The sequence below is a fragment of the Chondromyces apiculatus DSM 436 genome, assembly GCF_000601485.1.
GTDB classification, from domain to species: Bacteria; Myxococcota_A; Polyangia; order Polyangiales; family Polyangiaceae; genus Chondromyces; species Chondromyces apiculatus.
Genome location: NZ_ASRX01000018.1, coordinates 155,492 through 173,350, shown reverse-complemented (window position 1 = coordinate 173,350; position 17,859 = coordinate 155,492). Strand labels below are relative to the sequence as shown.

Here is a 17,859-nt window from a genome sequence, read left to right as displayed (position 1 = left end):
GCCTGTCGTGAATGCACGCGCACTGTGCCGTGCCCCACGGGCGCATCGTCGGGGGCCCACGCACGACGGGGCGCTCCCGGAGCGCCGACGTCATGCCGCACACGCCAATGCCAGTTTCAGTCGGCTGAGCGACGATCGCGGCGCATGGCCTTGATGCAGGAGGCGAGGGCGGCGCGGAGGTTCCGGTGGGTGATGATCTGGGAGAGGTCGGCGCCGAGGGTGATCATGGTCTGGGCGACGCTCGTGCGGATCCCCGAGACGATGCCCTCGGCGCCGAGGAGGCGAATGGCCCCGACGAGCTGGATCAGGTAGCCGGCGACGCCGGTGTCCACGACCTCGACCCCGGTCATGTCCAGGATCGCGAAGCGCGCCCGGCTGCTGGTGATGCGGTCGAGGAGGCTGTCCATGACCTCCGCGGTGCGCATGCTGTCGAGGATGCCGAACATGGGCAGCGTCAGCACTCCGTCCCAGACCTCGATGATGGGGGTCGAGAGCTGCCGGATGATCTCCTGCTGCTGCTCGATCTTCGCGAGCCGCTCCAGGAGCGCGTCCTCGGCGTTGCGGGCCCTGGAGACGTCGATGCTGAAGCCGAGGACCGGCAGGGGCGCTTCCTGCCCCTCGTGGACGTGCGGGATGGGGATGATCCAGTTCTCCCAGTGGATCCCCCGCGATTCGGAGAAGTAATGGGCGACCTCCCCGGTCAGGGCCCGGCGCAGATGGTTGGCGACCTCGACGCTCCCGTCCTTGTAGATATCCCAGACATTGCCGCCCACGAAATGACCACGCCTGAGCCCCAGGCTTTCGAGGAGCTTCCCATCGTGGTACAGAAACGTCCCGCTGGAATCGAGGGCCCACACCACGGCGGGCACGTGCTCGACCATCGTATCCAGGAACAGCCCCCGCAGGCGGTGGCGCTCCTCGACGGGAATGGGCTGAAAGCCTCCCTGGACCACCGCTCCATCGGGAGAGCGGGCAGCATCGCACGACAGCCTCTGGTAACCCCCCTGCGCATCGCGCAGCCGGACCTCGACATGGAGCGGCGCGCCTCCCTCCTGCATTCGCGCCCAGGCCTCCTGCAATGCCTCCCTGTCCTCGGGGTGCACCAGGTCGCTCAGGGTGAGGCCGGCGTCGCTGCCCTCGCCCATCAAGCGATCCAGGCTGTTGCTCGTCCTCTGGATGTGCCCATCCGCTCCTGCCACGAAAAGGAGCTGAGGACAGGTCGCAAAGAAAGTATCGAGCATACTGTCCGGGTTTCCAACGCGCACGGGTCCTCCGCAATCATGCCGCAGGGAAAGAGGCCATGCGTACCATGGTGCAGTGACCGACGAAAGGCATCCGGGCGACGCGCGCCACGCGCGGTGAAGAGGCGGCGAATCGCCACGACGACACGACGAGGTACCGACCGAGCGTACTCCCCAGAAATGCGCTGAGAGTTTTGCCGCGCCAGATCCCCGTGTGGCACCATCCTCCCCGTCGGAACGACCCTGCCAGCGCACCGCGCCGGCCCTCGCCGCGGACAGGCCCCTCACGGAGCCCTCCACGCCCGAGCAGCCGGCGTACCGCGCCCGGAAGGGAACCATTGCGTCGCACATCATGAAGTCCAGAGCAGCCCCTCCACGCCGGAGGGGTGACCGGATGTGCACCCGGCGCGCCCGAGGTACGGCCAGCGCGGCGTACCTCTCCAGGCCACCGGAGAGCCCTCTCCACGCAATGAACCGACTCCGACACGCAATCGTCATCAAGTTTCGAGGAGCAACACATGCGTCTCCGTCAGCAACCGTCTCCGCTCTCCCAACCTCTCCCTCGACCGCCCCGCCCCCTCCTCCCAACCCTGCTGGCCATCACCGCCGCTCTGGCCACCTTCGTGGCCGCCACCCCCCGCAGCCACGCAGGCATGTCCGGCCACGTCACCGGCATCTGCGGCCAGGCCCCGCCCCTCTCCCCGGGCTACACGGGCTACAGCCCCGCGGGCCCTTGCGAAGGCGTCTGCTACTCCGGCTGGACCGACGGGACCTGCACCGACCCGGCCGACGCCGGCAGCCGCGTGGTCGTGTACGGGTGCCCCGGCAAGACCTACGGCGGCTCCTGCGACGGTGACCACAACGGCGGCGTCCTCCTCGGCACCTACGACGCTGGCCAGCCCGTCTCCATCTCCTCCTTCATCGGCGCCGAGAGCTTCTGCACCTTCCAGCTCGACGTCCTCCGCCCGAACGGCGGAGACCCCATCGGCCTCCGCGACTTCCTCCTCTGGGAGCGCGACGATTGCTCGTCCACCCCACCCCCCGACCCCTCCTGCCATTGCCCCAACGGCATGTCCTACCAGGACATCCCCGTCACCGGCACGAGCTGCGGTCAGCTCGTCTGCGGCAAGGACTTCAAGTGGTACTCCTGCGAGGCGAACGGCTGGACCAACCAGCACTGGGACTGCCCCGAGCCTCCCCCGGATCCCACCACCTGCGCCTGCTCCGGCGGCACCGACTACCTCGGCAACAGCGCCTCGGGCACCCCCTGCGGCGACCGGATCTGCGGCGGGGACTTCCAGTGGTACGCCTGCGACGAGGGAAGCTGGGTCTTCGAAGGCGGAGAGTGCCCCGACGAGGAAGACACATGGACCGCCGTCAGCGTCGGCGGCTACCACTCCTGCGGCCTCCGGACCGACGGGAGCGCCGCCTGCTGGGGCAGGAACACCAGCGGTCAAGCGCTGCCCAGCGTCGCCGGCCCCTTCCTCCAGATCAGCGCCGGCTACGATTACACCTGCGCCCTGCGCACCAACCGCGACGTCACCTGCTGGGGCAGCAACGTCGACGGCCAGGCCCCCGTCCACGTCTCCGGTCCCTTCCTCACCATCGACACCTACGGCAAGCACGCCTGCGGCGTCCTGATGAGCGGCGCCCTCTCCTGCTGGGGCGACCTCTGGCCCGGCTCCATCCCGAGCGGCACCTTCAAGGACATCGCCGTCGGCGCCTTCCACGTCTGCGGCCTGCGCAACGAGGGCACCTTGACCTGCTGGGGCGGCGAGTCCTACGGCATGCCCAACGCCCCCTCCGGCCCCTTCATCGACGTCGAAGCCGGCTACGCCTCGAACTGCGCCCTCACCACCGAAGGCTCCGCCTCCTGCTGGGGCGAAAACTACTGGGGCGAGAGCGACGACCAGCCCGGCCCCATCGCGCAGATCAGCAAGTTCTTCCCGCACACCTGCGCCCTCCTCCCCGACGGCCAGGTCGACTGCTGGGGCGACGTCGGTCCCTACGCCGCAGGCTACTCCATCCCCGGCACCTTCACCCAGGTGAGCGCCGGCCAGACCCACAACTGCGCCCTCAGCACCGGCGGCCAGATCCTCTGCTGGGGCAACGACAGCTACGGCCAGCTCCAGGTCCCCAACTAGTACTGCGTACCCTAACGCAGGGACCCAGGGTCCCTACGCTCCCGATGGTCGCTACCCCCGTGACCTGGCTTGAACGCCGAGCCGAGGACCCGGGACGAACTTGGGGAACGTAGGATTTGCCACTGTCGGGCTGGGGCACATCGCTGTCAGGAGAGGGCACGTCGCTGTCATGTGAGGGCACGTCCACCCTCGCGCGGCAGGCCCGCCGCGCCGCCCGCGGAGCCTCCCAGCGCCTGGGCAAGCCGGCCGTGAGCCATGCCTTCGGGCTGACCCTCCTCAGGCCCGGCAAGGGCCCGAAGACCGAGACACCCGAGCAGCCCCCCGAGGGCCCGAAGGTGCCGGAGCCCTCGAAGGCCTCGAAGGCCTCGAAGGACGCCCCGCGCCCTGCGTGACCACGTGACATGAAGCGCGCGGGGCAGGCCGAAGGATCGTGCCCCGCGCGCCCTTGGCGCGCTCTCAGCGCGCCGTGCTGGGAATGCCCTGGTAGAAGGCGAGGGCCTGCTCCGGACCCAGGTGCTGGGTGGGCGTGGGGGTGGGCGCGGGCGCGGGCGCCAGACCCGGTAGCCCCCGCGGCTTGCCGAAGCCCAGCTCCGTCGGATAGCGCGTCCGCACGATCGGCCCCTCGTCGCTGAGGAGCTGCGCCAGGTCGACATCGTGCAGCGCCTCCTCCACCCGCATCGGCGTCCCGTCGAGCAGCATCGTCGTGCTCACCAGCCGCACCCCGTGGCTGTAGTCGGCATACCAGTCCCCGTGAATGGTGCTGAGCGGCTGGATCGGCTGCGCGCGCGGATCGTGCCAGCCATAGATGGCCACCCGGTGCGGCGCCGACAAGAGCCGGTTCGACAGCACGATGTCCTTCTTGTGCCCCGCCACGAGCATCGCCCCCCTGCCGACCAGCCCTTGCTCCCCGAGCTGCCGATCGATGAGCCGGCTGTGCCGCGCGAACTCCTCCATCAGCACCATGCGCTCACTCGGCGGCAGCGGATACGGCTGCAACCTCACCGCCGCCTTCTGGTGAATGAGGTCCACCATCCGCGACGTGGGCAGGAGGTACCCGAGGTGGTCCGCCACGAGCTGCGCCGTGAGCGGCGTCATCGGCACCCGCACGTGGTCCGCGTCGTCACCGATGGACACGTAGTCGGGCATCACCCACAGCGTCACGTCGTGCTTCTGCCCGGAGCGCGATTCACCGCTGAAATCGAGGCGCACCAGCGTCCGGTGCGAGGCGGGGACATTGCCGCGACGGATCTCCTCCAGCACGAGCCGTTCCCGCCGCGACTCGTCGCTCTGCGCAATGGATTTCAGGAAACGCGTGCCGCTGAGCGATGCTGACGGAAGCGCAGGAATGGAGGGTTGGTCAATGGAGGTTTGGTCGGTGGAGAATGGGTCCGTGGAGGTTTGGTCGGTGGAGAATGGGTCCGTGGAGAATGGGTCGTCGAGCGTGAGGTCAGGGATCGGCACTGCTGGCAGCTTGGCCAGCAGGAAGGGGCGCACCGGCGCGCACGCTCCGACCATGCAGATCCACACGACAGCAACGACGAGGCGCTGAAAAAGGCTCATTCGGCGCACTGAAATCCCTCGGTGGTGGGGGGATGGGTCGAGTGCAGATACCGTAGCGTGCGATCGGCGACCGGTCCAAGCGCTGCCGCGCGATTCGTGCTCATTTTCGGGTGCGGACACGTGCGCACACGGCGGCACAGCAGGCTCCCGACTGGATTCATCGATGCATTCGCGTCTACGGCAATGCCGGGTTCGCGCCTCCGGAGTTTCCGGGTGCCCGGGACCGTCCATCGCGTTCCGGCCCTCGTGTGCCGGGCGTACCTGCGGGGAAACGCCGACCCTTCCTGCGCTGGACGTTCTTCGGGGTGGCTCACGGCACATTCCCGGGCCGAGGTCATGGCAACGCGCCGCCGTGACGCAGCTTCACACGGAACGACGTGGGGGCAGGGGAGGGGAGCCCGGGAGGATGTGCCGCCGTGTCGGTCGATGGTGGACGCGGTGGTGCTGGGGCGCGTGTCTGCCGCGGCACCCTCCTCGAGGACGGTGTGTCAGCACCAGCGTGACGCCGGGGGCGAGGCCTGCTCATATGCGCCCATGCCCAGGTGGACTGCCGAGGAAGCCGCAACGACCACGGAGCTTTCGCCGTCGGTGGTGGCCTCGCTCGATGAGAGCTTTGCCATCTCCGTCCTCGCCGGCCCCGACGAGGGCAAGCGGATCGTGGTGGCCCCCGGCATGCCCGCGCGCGTCCTCGCTGGCACCAGCCCCGCCTGTGACCTGGTGCTCGCCGACCGCCTCGTCTCCCGCCGCCACATCGCCTTCGAGCTGTCCCGCTCCCGCCTCCGCGTCACCGACCTCGGCTCCCGCAACGGCACCTTCGTCCAGGGCCTCCTCAGCGGCGACGTCTACCTCCGCGGCGGCGAGATGATCCGCCTCGGCGAGACGGTCCTCCGCGTCGAGACCCTGGGCGCCGTCCCTGCCCCCGAGCTGACCCCCGCCGTGCGCTTCGGCAAGCTCGTCGGCGCCAGCGAAGAGATGCGCCGCCTCTACCCCCTCTGCGATCGCCTCGCCGCGTCGAGCGTCCCGGTGATCATCGAGGGCGAGACCGGCACCGGCAAGGAAGTCCTCGCCGAGGCCATCCACGAGCAGGGCCCCCGCGCCGCCAAGCCCTTCGTCGTCTTCGACTGCACCGCCGTCCCCCCCACCCTCGTGGAGTCCGCCCTCTTCGGCCACGAGCGCGGCGCCTTCACCGGCGCCAGCGACTCCCGCCGCGGTGTCTTCGAGGAAGCCCACGGCGGCACCCTCCTCCTCGACGAGATCGGCGATCTCGAGATCGCCCTTCAGGCCAAGCTCCTCCGCGCCATCCAGCGCTCCGAGATCCAGCGCGTCGGATCTGCCAGGTGGATCCGCGTCGACATCCGCGTGCTCGCCGCCACCCGCCGCGACCTGGAGCGAGAGATCCAGGCCGGCCGCTTCCGCGACGACCTCTTCTTCCGCCTCGCCGTCGCCCGCATCGAGCTGCCCGCCCTCCGCAAGCGCCGCGGCGACGTCACCGTCCTCGCCCACCACTTCTGGCAGGAGCTCGCCGGCAAGCGCGTCCCCTTCCCCCCGGGCTTCGCCGAGCGCCTGGAGGACTACGACTGGCCTGGCAACGTCCGCGAACTGTACAACGCCGTCGCCCGCCGCGTCGCGCTGGGCGAGGCCGCCCCCATCGAGACCTCGCGCCCCCAGCCAGCCCCCCCGGCCCCCGGCAGCATCCCGCCCCCTCCCAGCTCCACCGCGAGCCCTCCCTCCCTCGCGACCCTGGCCGCCGCCGCCGGGGCCACCGAGAGCGCCGCCTCCACCACCGACGTCGTGGAAGAGACCCTCGGCATGGACCTCCCCCTGGCCCGCGCCCGCGAGCGCGTCGTCGAGGAGTTCGAGCGCCGCTACGTGCAGCGCGTCCTCGCCCAGCATGGCGGCAACGTGCGCAGCGCCGCCGCCGCCTCCGGCATCGCCCGCCGCTACTTCCAGATCCTCCGCGCCCGCCGCGCCGCCCCTGGCGAGCCCTGACATCCCGGCCCTGCCCAGGGAAGCCTCGCTCGCCCGGGAGCGCTCACGCCCTCAATGCCCGGCTTCCACCTTCACCCCGCGCTGCGGCTTGCCCAGCAGCATCACCAGGGGCAGGAACAGCACGATGATCTCCGCAGCCTCCACGTTGGCCTCCGCCTGCGCGAGCTTCGCCTGGCGCTCTCGTCGTCGAGCACGGCCAGCGTCTCGCCGGCCTTCACCTGCTGGTTCTCGGTGAAGAGCACCTGCGCCACAGTCCCTCCCGTGCGCGCCGATACCGCGACCACCTCGCCGTCCACCTGCGCGTTGTCGGTGCTCTCCGCGAAGCGCTGCGTCCACCAGTAACCGCCGCTGGCAGCGGTGACGAGCAGCGAAACGGGCAGGAACGCGCCTGCCCTGCGCTTCGGCTTCGCAGGAGCGCTCGCAGGAACAGGAGCGCTCGCAGCAGCGCTCGCGGGGGTGCTCGCGGGGGTGCTCGCAGCGGCGCCTCCTTGCCCAGAAGGTGCCTGGGAAACCATGTCGGGAGCAGATGTCGCAGCGGACATGCCTGTCCTCGACAAGGATCTTTAAGTCGTTTGACTTAGTAAGTCAAACAGCTTAACCTTCCCCCCCGCAGTCTTGAGGAGCGCTGACAGCAGCGGTTCTCCCGCCCCTCTCCGCCGGCCGTGGCCAGGACCACAGCCACCGGGAGGGCCGGTCGCAATCGAGAAAGGAACTGTGCGGATGGACTTCGACAAGAGCGGCGTGGCCTTTTCTCCGGAAGCCCTGAAGGAGAAGTACCGGGTCGAGCGCGAGAAGCGGCTGCGTGCCGATGGCAGCACCCAGTACGTCGACCTGAGCGGCGTCTACGCCGACTTCGACAGGGATCCCTACGTCGAGCCCGGCTTCACCCGCCCGGCATTGACCGAGGACATCGACGTGCTCATCGTCGGCGGCGGCTTCGGCGGCATGCTGGCGGCGGTGCGCCTGCGCCAGGCGGGGGTCCACTCCTTCCGCCTCGTCGAGAAGGGAGGCGACTTCGGCGGCACCTGGTACTGGAACCGCTACCCGGGCGCCGCCTGCGACGTGGAGTCGTACATCTACATGCCGTTGCTCGAAGAGACCGGCTACATCCCCACGGAGAAGTACGCCAAGGCGCCGGAGATCTTCACCCACTGCCAGCGCATCGGCCGGCAGTTCCGCCTGTACGAGGCGGCGCTCTTCCAGACCAGGGTCGAGGGGATGGACTGGGACGAGGACACCCGGCGCTGGAACATCACCACCGACCGAGGCGACAAGCTCGCCGCGCGGTTCGTGATCATCGCCGGCGGCGTGCTCCACAAGGCGAAGCTGCCCGGCATCCCCGGGATCGAGACCTTCAAGGGCCACAGCTTCCACACCAGCCGGTGGGATTATGCCTATACCGGCGGCAACTCCAGCGGCCACCTGAGCAAGCTCGCCGACAAGCGCGTGGGCATCATCGGCACGGGAGCGACCGCAGTCCAGGCGATCCCCCACCTCGGCGCTTCGGCCAGGCAACTCTACGTCTTCCAGCGCACCCCCTCGAGCATCGGCGCGCGGAACAACCAGCCCACCCCCGAGACCTGGGCCAAGGAACTGCAGCCCGGGTGGCAGCGGGACCGCGTCCACAACTTCTCCTCGATCGTCTCGGGTCAGCCGCAGAACATCGACATGGTGGGCGACGGCTGGACCTACATCTTCCAGGACGAAGCGCTCCGCCGCGCCCGCACCCCCGAGGAAGCCGAGGAGCTTCGCCAGCTCGCCGACTACCGCAAGATGGAGGAGATCCGCGCGCGGGTGAACACGATCGTCAAGGACCAGGCGACCGCCGAGGCCCTCAAGCCCTATTACAACCAGCTCTGCAAGCGCCCCTGCTTCCACGACGAATACCTGGACACGTTCAACCGCCCCAACGTCCAGCTCGTCGACACCGAAGGCAAAGGCGTGGAGCGGATCACCCCCACCGGCGTGGTGGTGAACGGCAAGGAATACCCCGTCGATTGCCTGATCTTCGCCTCGGGCTTCGAGGTCTCGACCGAGTACACCCGCCGCCTCGGCTTCGACATTCACGGGCGCGGCGGCAGGTCCCTGCGCGAGAGCTGGGCCGACGGCGCGTCGACGCTCCACGGCATGACCACCCGCGGCTTCCCGAACCTCCTCCTGATCAGCACCACCCAGAGCGGCTGGGCGATCAACCTCGTTCACGTCCTCGACGAGCTGTCGCAGCACGCCGCCTACATCATCGACCGTTGCGTGAAGAAGGGCATCGAGGTCATCGAACCCACGCCGCAGGCGCAGGAACAGTGGTGGCAGGTGATCCTCGGCAGCATGAGGAGGAGCGGCGGCTTCGGCGGCCCCGACTGCACCCCCGGCTACTACAACAACGAGGGCTCCGGCATCACCCCGGCCATGATCCGCATGGCCGGCTTCGGCGGCGGCACGCTCGGCTTCATCGAGATCCTGCGCAACTGGCGCAAGAACGACGCCCTCGAAGGCCTGGAGGTCACGCCCGGGGAAAAGCCCCCCGCCTCCTGAGACCGCGACGAAGCCCGCCTCGCCTGCAGGCATGAAGGCTCACCACGCGCCCCTGGCGGGTGAGCGCCTGCGCCCAACCCGGAGACTCCCCCGTGTACCGATTCCTCGACAAGCTCTTGCTCGCCTCGATGCTGCTGGGGTGCCAGCCCCCAGCCGCTCCCCCCACTCCCCAGCCCCAACCCCCCGCAGCCACGACCTACCGCCAGGAGGTGGTGGTGCCCGGCTCCCCCTTCCAGGGCGTCCACGGCATGGTCGTCGATGGCCAGGGACACCTGCTGGCCAGCAACCTGCTCGGCCAGACGGTCCACTCCATCGACCTCGCCACCGGCGCCGTCTCCACCCTGGTGGGCCCTCCCCAGGGCGCTGCCGACGACGTCACCCTGGGCCCCGACGGCTCCGTGTACTGGACCGGCTACTTCACCGGTCAGCTCATGCGGCGCACTCCGGATGGAAAGACCCGCGTCATCGCCAAGGATCTCCCCAGCCTCAACTCCCTGGCCTTCCGCCGCGACGGCCGCCTCTACGTCACCCAGGTCGGCCGCGGCGACGCCCTCTGGGAAGTGGATCCCGACGGCAACAAGCCTCCTCGCCAGGTCCTCTCCGGCCCCGGCTTCCTCAACGGCTTCGAGTTCGGCCCCGACGACCGCCTCTACGGCCCCCTCCTGCTCAAGGGCCAGATCGCGCGCATCGACGTGGACACCGGCAAGATCGACGTCGTCGCCCAGGGCTTCGCCATGCCCGTCGCCGTCAACTTCGACGCCAGCCGCGAGCACCTCTACGTCGTCGACTCCGTGCGCGGCGAGCTGGTCCGCGTCCGCGTATCCACGGGTGACAAGAAGGTCATCGCCAAGCTCCCCACGGGCCTCGACAACCTGGCCATGGGCCCTGACGACCAGGTCTACGTCTCCAACATGGTCGACAACGACATCCGCGTGGTCAACCCCGCCGACGGCTCCATCCGCCTCCTCGTCGAGGCCCGCCTCACCGTCCCCTCCGGCCTCGCCGTCGCCCCCGACGACCCTGACGAGCACCTCTACGTGGCCGACGTCTACGCCCTCCGCCGCGTCCGCGGCCGCGACGGCAAGATCACCCAGACCACCCGGGGCCTCTCCACCCCCCTGACCTTCCCCATGCACGTCAGCCTGAGCCCCAAGCACGTGGTCCTGAGCAGCGCCTACCGGAGCAGCGTGCAGGTCCTCGATCGCGCCTCTGGCGAGGTCCTCCGGACCATCACCAACGACAACGGCGTCCAGGGCGCGCTCGAGCTCCCCGACGGCACCCTCCTCGTCGCCGAAGCCACCACCGGCAAGCTCGTCCGCCTCGACACCGCCGAGCCCGCGGGCACCACGGTCCTCACCGAGGGCCTGGAGGGCCCCGTCGGCCTCGCCGCAGACACCGACGCCAAGGAGCCCGGCGTCTACGTCACCGAAGTCCGCTCGGGCAGCGTCACCCGGGTACGCCTCTCCGACGGCTCCCGCAGCACGGTCGCCAGCGGCCTTCAGGCCCCCGAGGGCATCGCCCGCCACCCTGACGGCGCCCTGATCGTCGCCGAGGTGGGCCGCAAACAGCTCGTCCGCATCGACCCCACCACCGGCCGCTCCACCGTGCTCGCGAGCAACCTCCCCATCGGCCTCCCCGAGAGCGCGGGCCTGCCCCCCGGCTACATCCCCACGGGCGTCGCCATCGGCCGCTCCGGGACCATCTACCTCTCCTCCGACACCGAGAGCGCCCTCTACCGCTTCGTGCCCGCGCCCTGAGGGCGTCGGTACGCCACCAGCCTGAACTCTTCACGTAGTGAACAGCTCTTCGGCGATTCTTTCGTCAACCATGGCTGCCGATTCGCTCACGACTTTCGCGCTGGGGGCAACCCGAGCGTTTTGCGAGCTCGCAGGCTTGGACCGTGCGCACAGAGAGGCGCACAAAACATCACGGCTGTGATGCATGCACATCCGCTCTCACGCTACGATCGGAAGTGAACCATGGGAGAACCCGCCAAGCAGCGCCCCGCGACTTACGCCGATCTTGAGGCTGTACCTCTGCACCTTGTTGCGGAGATCGTCGATGGCGTGCTGCACACCTTCCCCCGTCCAGCGAGTCCCCACGGCGCAGCCGCCACGTCGCTCACGATGGACCTGGGGCAACCGTTTCAGCGGGGCCGAGGTGGGCCGGGGGGATGGTGGTTCATCGTGGAGCCCGAGCTGCACCTTGGGGACGACGTGCTCGTCCCGGACCTGGCCGGCTGGCGCCGGGAGCGCATGCCGCTGATCCCCACCGTGAAGTTCTTCACGCTGCCTCCCGACTGGGTGTGCGAGGTGCTCTCCCCCTCTACGGCGACCCATGACCGCCTCCGGAAGATGCCGGTCTACGCCCGCGCAGGGGTGATGTGGCTGTGGCTACTCGACCCCCTCGCCAAGTCGCTGGAGGTCTTCCACCTGTTCGACCGGAAGCGGTACGCGCAGGAGCAGACCTTCGTAGAGGGAGAGGTGGTGCGCGCGAGCCCCTTCGACGCCATCGAACTCGACCTCACCGCCATCTGGGACGCCATCGCGCCGGACGAGGGCTGAGCAGCCAGCAGCAAGGACGACGAGCGCGTGCGACGCATATCGCGCTTCAGCAGGCCCAGACCGAGAGTTGCACGCGCCTGATGGAACCGATCTGGCCGCCACCGTCGTCGGCCGCGCAGACCTCCCATTCCCCCGCCGCGCGTTCGCCGCTGAAAGTCGCGAAACCGTCGCCCGGTCCAGCGCCGGGCTCGAGGTGGTAATCGCATGGGCTCCCGTTGTCCCGGCAGACGATGTCGTGAGGGACCAAAGTCCCGGCGCCGTGGAAACGGTGAGGCTTCAGGTACCCGGCAGGGCATCCATCGCGCTCCCCCTCGCGCAGGATGCATTCCCGGAAGCCTTCAGGCGCTCGTGCCGCGCACGTTGCGCTCCTCCCGTCGCAGCCCCTGGAGCCGATCACGGGCTTGCAGGCACGTGCGAAAGTATCCCAGCTAAACTCGGTGTGCCTGTCCGGACTGGATGCAACAGGCTCACAGGGGCTCAGCTCAGGCCATCATCTGGCATCCCTGGCTACATGCAGCAGAACGTGGAGGGCTTGACGGGCACTCCGCCGCCGACCATCTGTCCTCCTTGAGGCGTACAACTGCCTGGCTGGGCCAGCGAGAACACCGCCTGCACGCTGCCAACCTGGGTTGTAACGGCATCTATCGCCACGCAACTCTCCGTACCCACCGATGCCGGCACATCTCGGATGTACTGCGCGCAGCTAGCGTCTGTGTACGTGTTTACCAGGGCCTCACAGACGCTCTCCTGGGGCGGCAGGCAGGTACACGGCGAGCACGTCACACTGTCCCCCGGAGCGCTGTTGAACACGTACTGCAGCGGATACCCATACGGACACACCAGAGCCTCGCCCTGGTGAAAGACGCACTGCTTCGAACCCTCCAGTGGCTTCCCGGAGGGAGGCGCGCAGAGCGCGTCGGGGTCCTCGCACGCTTTGAGTTCGGCTCCGCTGGCGCACGCGATGGCCATGACCCGCCAGGCGACGGTCTCCTCCAGGGGTGGCGTCCCCACGGGCTCGCATGCGGTGACCGTGGTGGCCCCGGCGAGCAAGGACTGCGGCGCGTCGAGCGGCGTGATCGGCAGGCAGGTCCCGCCCCAGTTCCCGGGAAGAGCCACTGTCTGCAACGTGCCACCACAGGTCGCATCGGTTGTGCTCGCCCCGAGCGTCGCAGGGAGCTTGCACGAAGGCGACGCGCATGCACAGGTCCCGCAAGGCTGACCGCGGACTGGATGGGCGTACCCCCTGTACACGGGAGCCGGCGCATGCGGAGGACACGAGGGCTCCTCCTCCGGAGAACCCTGCCAGAGCAGCACCGGGCCCTGCCACCCGAGGGCCGGCAACGGAACGCACTCGCCCGTGACACACTCGCCAGCGCACGGATCCTCGCATTCATAGCAAGGGTTCTCGCAAGTGTAGATGTCGATGCGCCCTGTCGTGCACGCAGCCACGGAAATGGAGCTTCCCAGGAAAAGCGCCGTCAGAAAGACCAATGCATGCGGTGCGACCATGCTCGTTGCTCGAAACATAGGGCTCATTGTTCAACGCCGTCCGGCTCCCCCTCTGCATTACCTGCAGAGCGCTCGTATCATGCCGGCGCTCTGCGAGGATCCGCATTTCATCTCGCCCATGGCGTTATGCGCGCCATTGCGTCAGAGTCACCATCTTTGCCACCCATCGTGAACTCTTGCTACGCCCACAGGTGTTGTGGCGTGAACAACAGCTTCCGGATCGCGTGGTGTCTCTTGCTCCTTCGCAAGGCAGAGCGACCAGACGCGAGATGCTTTTCAGACCTCAGTGTTCGGGAGTCTGCAAGCTGCGGCAACAGAACGTGGTCGGCAGCCCAGGAGTGGCTTGACCGACAAGCGCCCCACCCCCAGGGACGCATGCATCGGGTTCGCCTTCGTTGATGTAGCCACGAACACTCGCGTAGCGATCCGGGAGCCAGGTGTTGTCGCAGAACGTTCTCTCGTAAGGAACCAGCGACCCTGTGCCGGGCATGCTGCAATGGCCATCTTGAAACACCCTCATGGCGAGCCGGCACCCACTCTTCTCGGGAGCATCACACGTGCACGCGCTGCACCTCAGCCCATCCTCGACGCCCCCGTGGAAGCGCTGAATCTCCGGGTACTCCGCGGGGCACCTCTCCTGCTCCCCCTCGCGCAGGATGCATTGCCGGAACCCTTCGGGAGCCGGCTCCACGCACGTCGCACTCCCCTCATCACAGGGCTCCCCGACCGTCGACGGCTTGCAGGCCCGCGCGAAGATCTCCCACGTAAATGCGGCTTCCCTCTCGGGACTGGGCATCACCGGTGCGCAAGGGCTCTGCGTGAATCCCCAGAAGAGGACTCCGGTGGGATCGACCACGGGCGGTATCGAGAAACATGAGCCATCCCACCCCGCTGGTGTGTACACCTCGTGCAGCGGCTCCACGCAGTCCTGCCCACCCGTGCTGATGCTGAGACCCTCGGGCAACACGCACGTCGATGCCTCACACGCGCAGCTCCCACAGCTCGCCGTCACGTGCAGGCCGGCATGGCCCTCGTACGCCAGCTCCGCCGTCCCATCCGGGCACCGCGGCGCCTCGGCCTCGGCCCCCGTCCATAGCCACACCGGGCCCGTCCACCCCGCGGGGGGCGCGGGAACGCACGCTCCTCCCTGGCAAGGCAGACCTGACGGCTCCGAACTGAACGTCCCGATCTCCTCTCCTTTGCAGGAGGTGAATGCACCCAGGCCGAGTGCCACGAGGAACGCCATCGCCTTTCGCGCGCATTGCATCGGTAAACTCCCTTTCGTGGGGAGAATGAACGAACCCTGTTCAGCAGTGCACACCTTGCCTCGTGCACTGCCCTGCGCCGCTCCTAGCACGCTGCGTGCGTTCGAGAGATTTCTTTCGGGCGGTCCTGCGCGTATGCAGATCGCTTTGCGTTGGGTCCGCGAAACCTGCCATGAGCAATCTCCATCAAGGCGGCTGACGAATGCATTGCAGATATAATCTTGGTTCTTCCATATGAGCCTCGGCGAAAGCGAGGGCACTTGCCCCACCCTCAGAGGCCCCGCCTCTCCACCGCTCCACCGCTCCACCGCTCCACCGCTCCACCGCTCCACCGGCCTCCACCCCTCCTTCCAGCCCCTCCAGCCCTCCAGCCCTCCAGCCCTCCAGGGCGATCCACCGCAGCGCCTCCGGGGGCGATCTGCCAGTTCGGGGGGGCGATCTGCCAAATCGCCCTCCCCCCCTCCAGCCCCCCTATCTGCCCCCTCCCAGATCGCCCCCTCAGCGGCCCTCCCACGCAAATCCCGCGGAAATCTCGCTGGCTCCCCTGTAGGTGCACGTCGGCACACCGCTTGCGATGAGGCCTCTCCAAGCAACGCAACACCAGCATCCAGGAGAGACCGTCATGAAGTTCGCCGCGTCGATTGCCTTCCCCCTCTTCGCCTCCGCCGCCCTCGTCGCCTGCGTCAGCGCGCCGGACCCCTCCGACGCTGCGGACCCCAGCACCGAGAACCTCAGCGCGGCCGTCTGTGCGAGCGCCCCCCAGTGGGCGGAGAACGTCGCGTACGCCGTCGGCTCCGTCGTCATGTACGGCGGCAAGGCCTACCAGTGCATCCAGGGCCACACCTCCCTCTCCACCTGGGCCCCGGACGTGGTCCCCGCCCTCTGGCAGGAGTCCACCTGCGAGGGCAGCGGCGCGAGCACCAGCGCCTCGACCAGCAGCAGCACCAGCGCCGGCAACGGCGGCAGCGGCGGTAACGGTGGCAACGGTGGCAACGGTGGCTCCGGCGCCTCTGGCTCCGGCGGCGGCAATGGCGGCAGCGGCGGCGGTGGCCTCACCGACGGCCGCATCATCGGCTACTTCGCCGAGTGGGGCGTCTATGGCCGTGGCTATCACGTCAAGAACATCGACACCAGCGGCTCGGCCGCCAAGATGACCCACATCAACTACGCCTTCGGCAACGTCGTCAACAGCCGCTGCCAGCTCGGCGACACCTATGCCGATTACGACCGCGCCTACAGCGCTGCCGAGAGCGTCGACGGCGTCGCCGACACCTGGGACAACGGCGTCCTCCGCGGCAGCTTCAACCAGCTCCGCAAGCTCAAGCAGAAGTACCCCCACCTCAAGGTGATGATCTCCCTCGGTGGCTGGAGCTGGTCAGCCGGCTTCTCCGACGCCGCCCTCCCCCAGAACCGCGCCGCTTTCGTCTCCTCCTGCGTCGACCTCTTCATCAAGGACAGCCGCTGGGCGGGCCTCTTCGACGGCATCGACGTCGACTGGGAGTACCCTGGCTCTTGCGGCAACACCTGCGCTTACCGCCCCGAGGACACCCAGAACTTCACGGCGCTCCTCGCCGAGTTCCGCGGCCAGCTCGACGCGGTGGACCCCGACCTGGAGCTGAGCATCGCCGCGCCGGCGGGCCTCGACAAGATCGCCAAGATCGACGTCGGCGCCATTCACCAGTACCTCGATTTCGTCAACGTCATGACCTACGACATGCACGGCGCCTGGGAGACCACCACGAACTTCCACGCCGCGCTCTACAACGCGAGCGCGAACCCCGCCAAGGCGCTCAAGTACAGCACCGACGAGGCCCTCGGCGCCTGGCTCGCGGGCGGCACGCCTCCTGGCAAGCTGGTGATGGGCGTCCCCTTCTATGGCCGCGGCTGGACCGGCGTCGCGGGCGGCAACAACGGCCTGTGGCAGACGGCAGCCGGCGGTGCTCAGGGCGCGTACGAGGTGGGCATCGAGGACTACAAGGTCCTCAAGGCCAAGGGCCACCCGGGCTTCACCCACCCCGACACCAAGTCCTACTGGACCTTCAATGGCACCGAGTTCTGGAGCTACGACACCCCGGCCTCCCTCGCCGTGAAGATGGACTACATCAAGAGCAAGGGCCTCGGCGGCGCCATGTTCTGGGAGCTGAGCGGCGACACCGCCAACGGGGAGCTGATCCAGGCCGTGCACAGCGGCCTCCAGTGAGCTCCAGCCCCGCCCCTCGACCTGCCATTGAGGGCAGGATCGAGGGCAGGTGAATGCAGCACCCCGCCCGGGTTTCTCCCGGCGCGGGGTGCCTCGCTTTCAGGTCCAGGCGCGGGCCGCGAGATCGGTGATCTCGTCGTAATGGTAGGTGTGGCGCCCAGGGTCGCTCTGGCGCGAGGCGGCGACCATGGATCGGGCCACCGTGTCGGCCTCCACGGGGCGGTACTTCCGGAGGCCCCCGATCATCGCGCCCTTGGCCACCCGGGCGACCACGCTCCCGATGGCCTCACCCACCCGGCGCTCCTTCCGGTCGCCGAGCAGGAGGCTCGGCTGGAACACGTGCACGGTCGGCAGCGACAGCGCGGCGATGTCGCGCTCCAGCTCGCCCTTCACCCGCAGGTAGAACGTCGCGGACTCCGCGTCGGCGCCGACCGACGACACCAGCAGGAACTGCCGGGCCCCGGCCTTCACCGCGTGCTCGGCGAGGGCGAGGGGAGCGTCATGGTCTGCCTTGCGGAAGGCCTGCTGCGAGCCCGCCTTGGCCATGGTGGTGCCGAGGGCGCAGTAGACGTCGATGGTGCCAGCGCTGGTGCCGCTCGGGGCCCCGGAGGCGCCTGCGACGTCTCCGGTGCCGGTGAAGGCGTCGTCGGGGAGGGCGTCGAAGCTCACCGTGCGCTGCGTGAGCCGCGGGTGGGCCTCGGGCAGGGGCCGCCGGACGAGGGCGATGACGCGCCCGTAGAGGCCTCCATCGAGAAGCTTGCGGAGCAGGTGCCCGCCAATGAGGCCGCTCGCGCCTGCGAGGATCGCGGTGTCTTCTGTCGCCATGCCGCAGGGCGTCGCACGGGGAGCCGGCCG

The 17,859-nt window shown here is 68.8% G+C and carries 12 protein-coding genes; 7 read left to right on the top strand and 5 right to left on the bottom strand.

Features of this window, described 5'->3' with window-relative positions:
- Nucleotides 1-116 precede the first annotated feature (116 nt).
- Complete coding sequence (locus CAP_RS13935) at nucleotides 117-1,241, bottom strand: PAS domain-containing protein (protein WP_044240804.1); 1,125 nt, start codon at nucleotides 1,239-1,241, stop codon at nucleotides 117-119.
- Nucleotides 1,242-1,759: 518 nt separating this feature from the next.
- On the opposite strand from CAP_RS13935, the gene CAP_RS13930 reads away from it, so the two are divergent.
- Nucleotides 1,760-3,385, top strand: coding sequence for an RCC1 domain-containing protein (locus CAP_RS13930; protein ID WP_044240802.1), 1,626 nt, complete (start codon nucleotides 1,760-1,762; stop codon nucleotides 3,383-3,385).
- Nucleotides 3,386-3,633: 248 nt separating this feature from the next.
- Nucleotides 3,634-3,777: a hypothetical protein gene (locus CAP_RS50350; protein WP_156040773.1), complete on the top strand. Its 144-nt coding sequence runs from the start codon at nucleotides 3,634-3,636 to the stop codon at nucleotides 3,775-3,777.
- A 64-nt stretch (nucleotides 3,778-3,841) separates the two neighbouring features.
- Here CAP_RS50350 and CAP_RS13920 read toward each other — a convergent pair whose 3' ends face one another.
- Complete coding sequence (locus CAP_RS13920; RefSeq protein WP_156040772.1) at nucleotides 3,842-4,645, bottom strand: hypothetical protein; 804 nt, start codon at nucleotides 4,643-4,645, stop codon at nucleotides 3,842-3,844.
- 834 nt (nucleotides 4,646-5,479) lie between these two features.
- On the opposite strand from CAP_RS13920, the gene CAP_RS13915 reads away from it, so the two are divergent.
- On the top strand, nucleotides 5,480-6,934 hold the full coding sequence (locus CAP_RS13915; protein ID WP_044240866.1) for an FHA and sigma-54 interaction domain-containing protein: 1,455 nt from the start codon (nucleotides 5,480-5,482) through the stop codon (nucleotides 6,932-6,934).
- A gap of 101 nt (nucleotides 6,935-7,035) precedes the next feature.
- On the opposite strand, the gene CAP_RS48030 is transcribed toward CAP_RS13915, so the two are convergent.
- The gene (locus tag CAP_RS48030; protein ID WP_197041172.1) at nucleotides 7,036-7,449 is read right to left on the bottom strand and encodes an HlyD family secretion protein; all 414 of its coding nucleotides are present in this window, start codon (nucleotides 7,447-7,449) and stop codon (nucleotides 7,036-7,038) included.
- A 205-nt stretch (nucleotides 7,450-7,654) separates the two neighbouring features.
- On the opposite strand from CAP_RS48030, the gene CAP_RS13900 reads away from it, so the two are divergent.
- The 3 genes from CAP_RS13900 to CAP_RS13890 all read left to right on the top strand — a co-directional run bounded on the left by CAP_RS13900 (nucleotide 7,655) and on the right by CAP_RS13890 (nucleotide 12,030).
- Entirely contained in the window at nucleotides 7,655-9,466 is a 1,812-nt protein-coding gene (locus tag CAP_RS13900) for a flavin-containing monooxygenase (RefSeq protein ID WP_197041171.1), read from the top strand.
- A gap of 92 nt (nucleotides 9,467-9,558) precedes the next feature.
- Nucleotides 9,559-11,223 (top strand): SMP-30/gluconolactonase/LRE family protein, encoded by a 1,665-nt coding sequence (locus CAP_RS13895; protein WP_081864867.1) that lies wholly within the window; start codon nucleotides 9,559-9,561, stop codon nucleotides 11,221-11,223.
- Nucleotides 11,224-11,445: 222 nt separating this feature from the next.
- Nucleotides 11,446-12,030 carry a Uma2 family endonuclease gene (locus CAP_RS13890; protein WP_044240795.1) on the top strand — a complete coding sequence of 195 codons (585 nt, stop codon included), beginning with the start codon at nucleotides 11,446-11,448 and terminating at the stop codon, nucleotides 12,028-12,030.
- Between the two features lie 507 nt (nucleotides 12,031-12,537).
- On the opposite strand, the gene CAP_RS13885 is transcribed toward CAP_RS13890, so the two are convergent.
- A complete protein-coding gene (locus tag CAP_RS13885) occupies nucleotides 12,538-13,146 on the bottom strand; it encodes a hypothetical protein (RefSeq protein WP_044240794.1) in 609 nt (202 codons plus the stop codon).
- Between the two features lie 2,280 nt (nucleotides 13,147-15,426).
- Between CAP_RS13885 and CAP_RS13875 the strand changes: the two genes are divergently transcribed.
- On the top strand, nucleotides 15,427-17,004 hold the full coding sequence (locus CAP_RS13875; RefSeq protein WP_044240789.1) for a glycosyl hydrolase family 18 protein: 1,578 nt from the start codon (nucleotides 15,427-15,429) through the stop codon (nucleotides 17,002-17,004).
- Nucleotides 17,005-17,103: 99 nt separating this feature from the next.
- On the opposite strand, the gene CAP_RS13870 is transcribed toward CAP_RS13875, so the two are convergent.
- Nucleotides 17,104-17,829 (bottom strand): NAD(P)H-binding protein, encoded by a 726-nt coding sequence (locus tag CAP_RS13870; protein WP_044240787.1) that lies wholly within the window; start codon nucleotides 17,827-17,829, stop codon nucleotides 17,104-17,106.
- Nucleotides 17,830-17,859 lie beyond the last annotated feature (30 nt).

Bases quoted from the DNA above. Each gene is read 5' to 3' on its own strand.
- CAP_RS13935 (WP_044240804.1), bottom strand. From the start codon at position 1,241: ATGCTCGATACTTTCTTTGCGACCTGTCCTCAGCTCCTTTTCGTGGCA.
- CAP_RS13930 (WP_044240802.1), top strand. From the start codon at position 1,760: ATGCGTCTCCGTCAGCAACCGTCTCCGCTCTCCCAACCTCTCCCTCGA.
- CAP_RS13915 (WP_044240866.1), top strand. From the start codon at position 5,480: ATGCCCAGGTGGACTGCCGAGGAAGCCGCAACGACCACGGAGCTTTCG.
- CAP_RS48030 (WP_197041172.1), bottom strand. From the start codon at position 7,449: ATGGTTTCCCAGGCACCTTCTGGGCAAGGAGGCGCCGCTGCGAGCACC.
- CAP_RS13900 (WP_197041171.1), top strand. From the start codon at position 7,655: ATGGACTTCGACAAGAGCGGCGTGGCCTTTTCTCCGGAAGCCCTGAAG.
- CAP_RS13890 (WP_044240795.1), top strand. From the start codon at position 11,446: ATGGGAGAACCCGCCAAGCAGCGCCCCGCGACTTACGCCGATCTTGAG.
- CAP_RS13875 (WP_044240789.1), top strand. From the start codon at position 15,427: ATGAAGTTCGCCGCGTCGATTGCCTTCCCCCTCTTCGCCTCCGCCGCC.
- CAP_RS13870 (WP_044240787.1), bottom strand. From the start codon at position 17,829: ATGGCGACAGAAGACACCGCGATCCTCGCAGGCGCGAGCGGCCTCATT.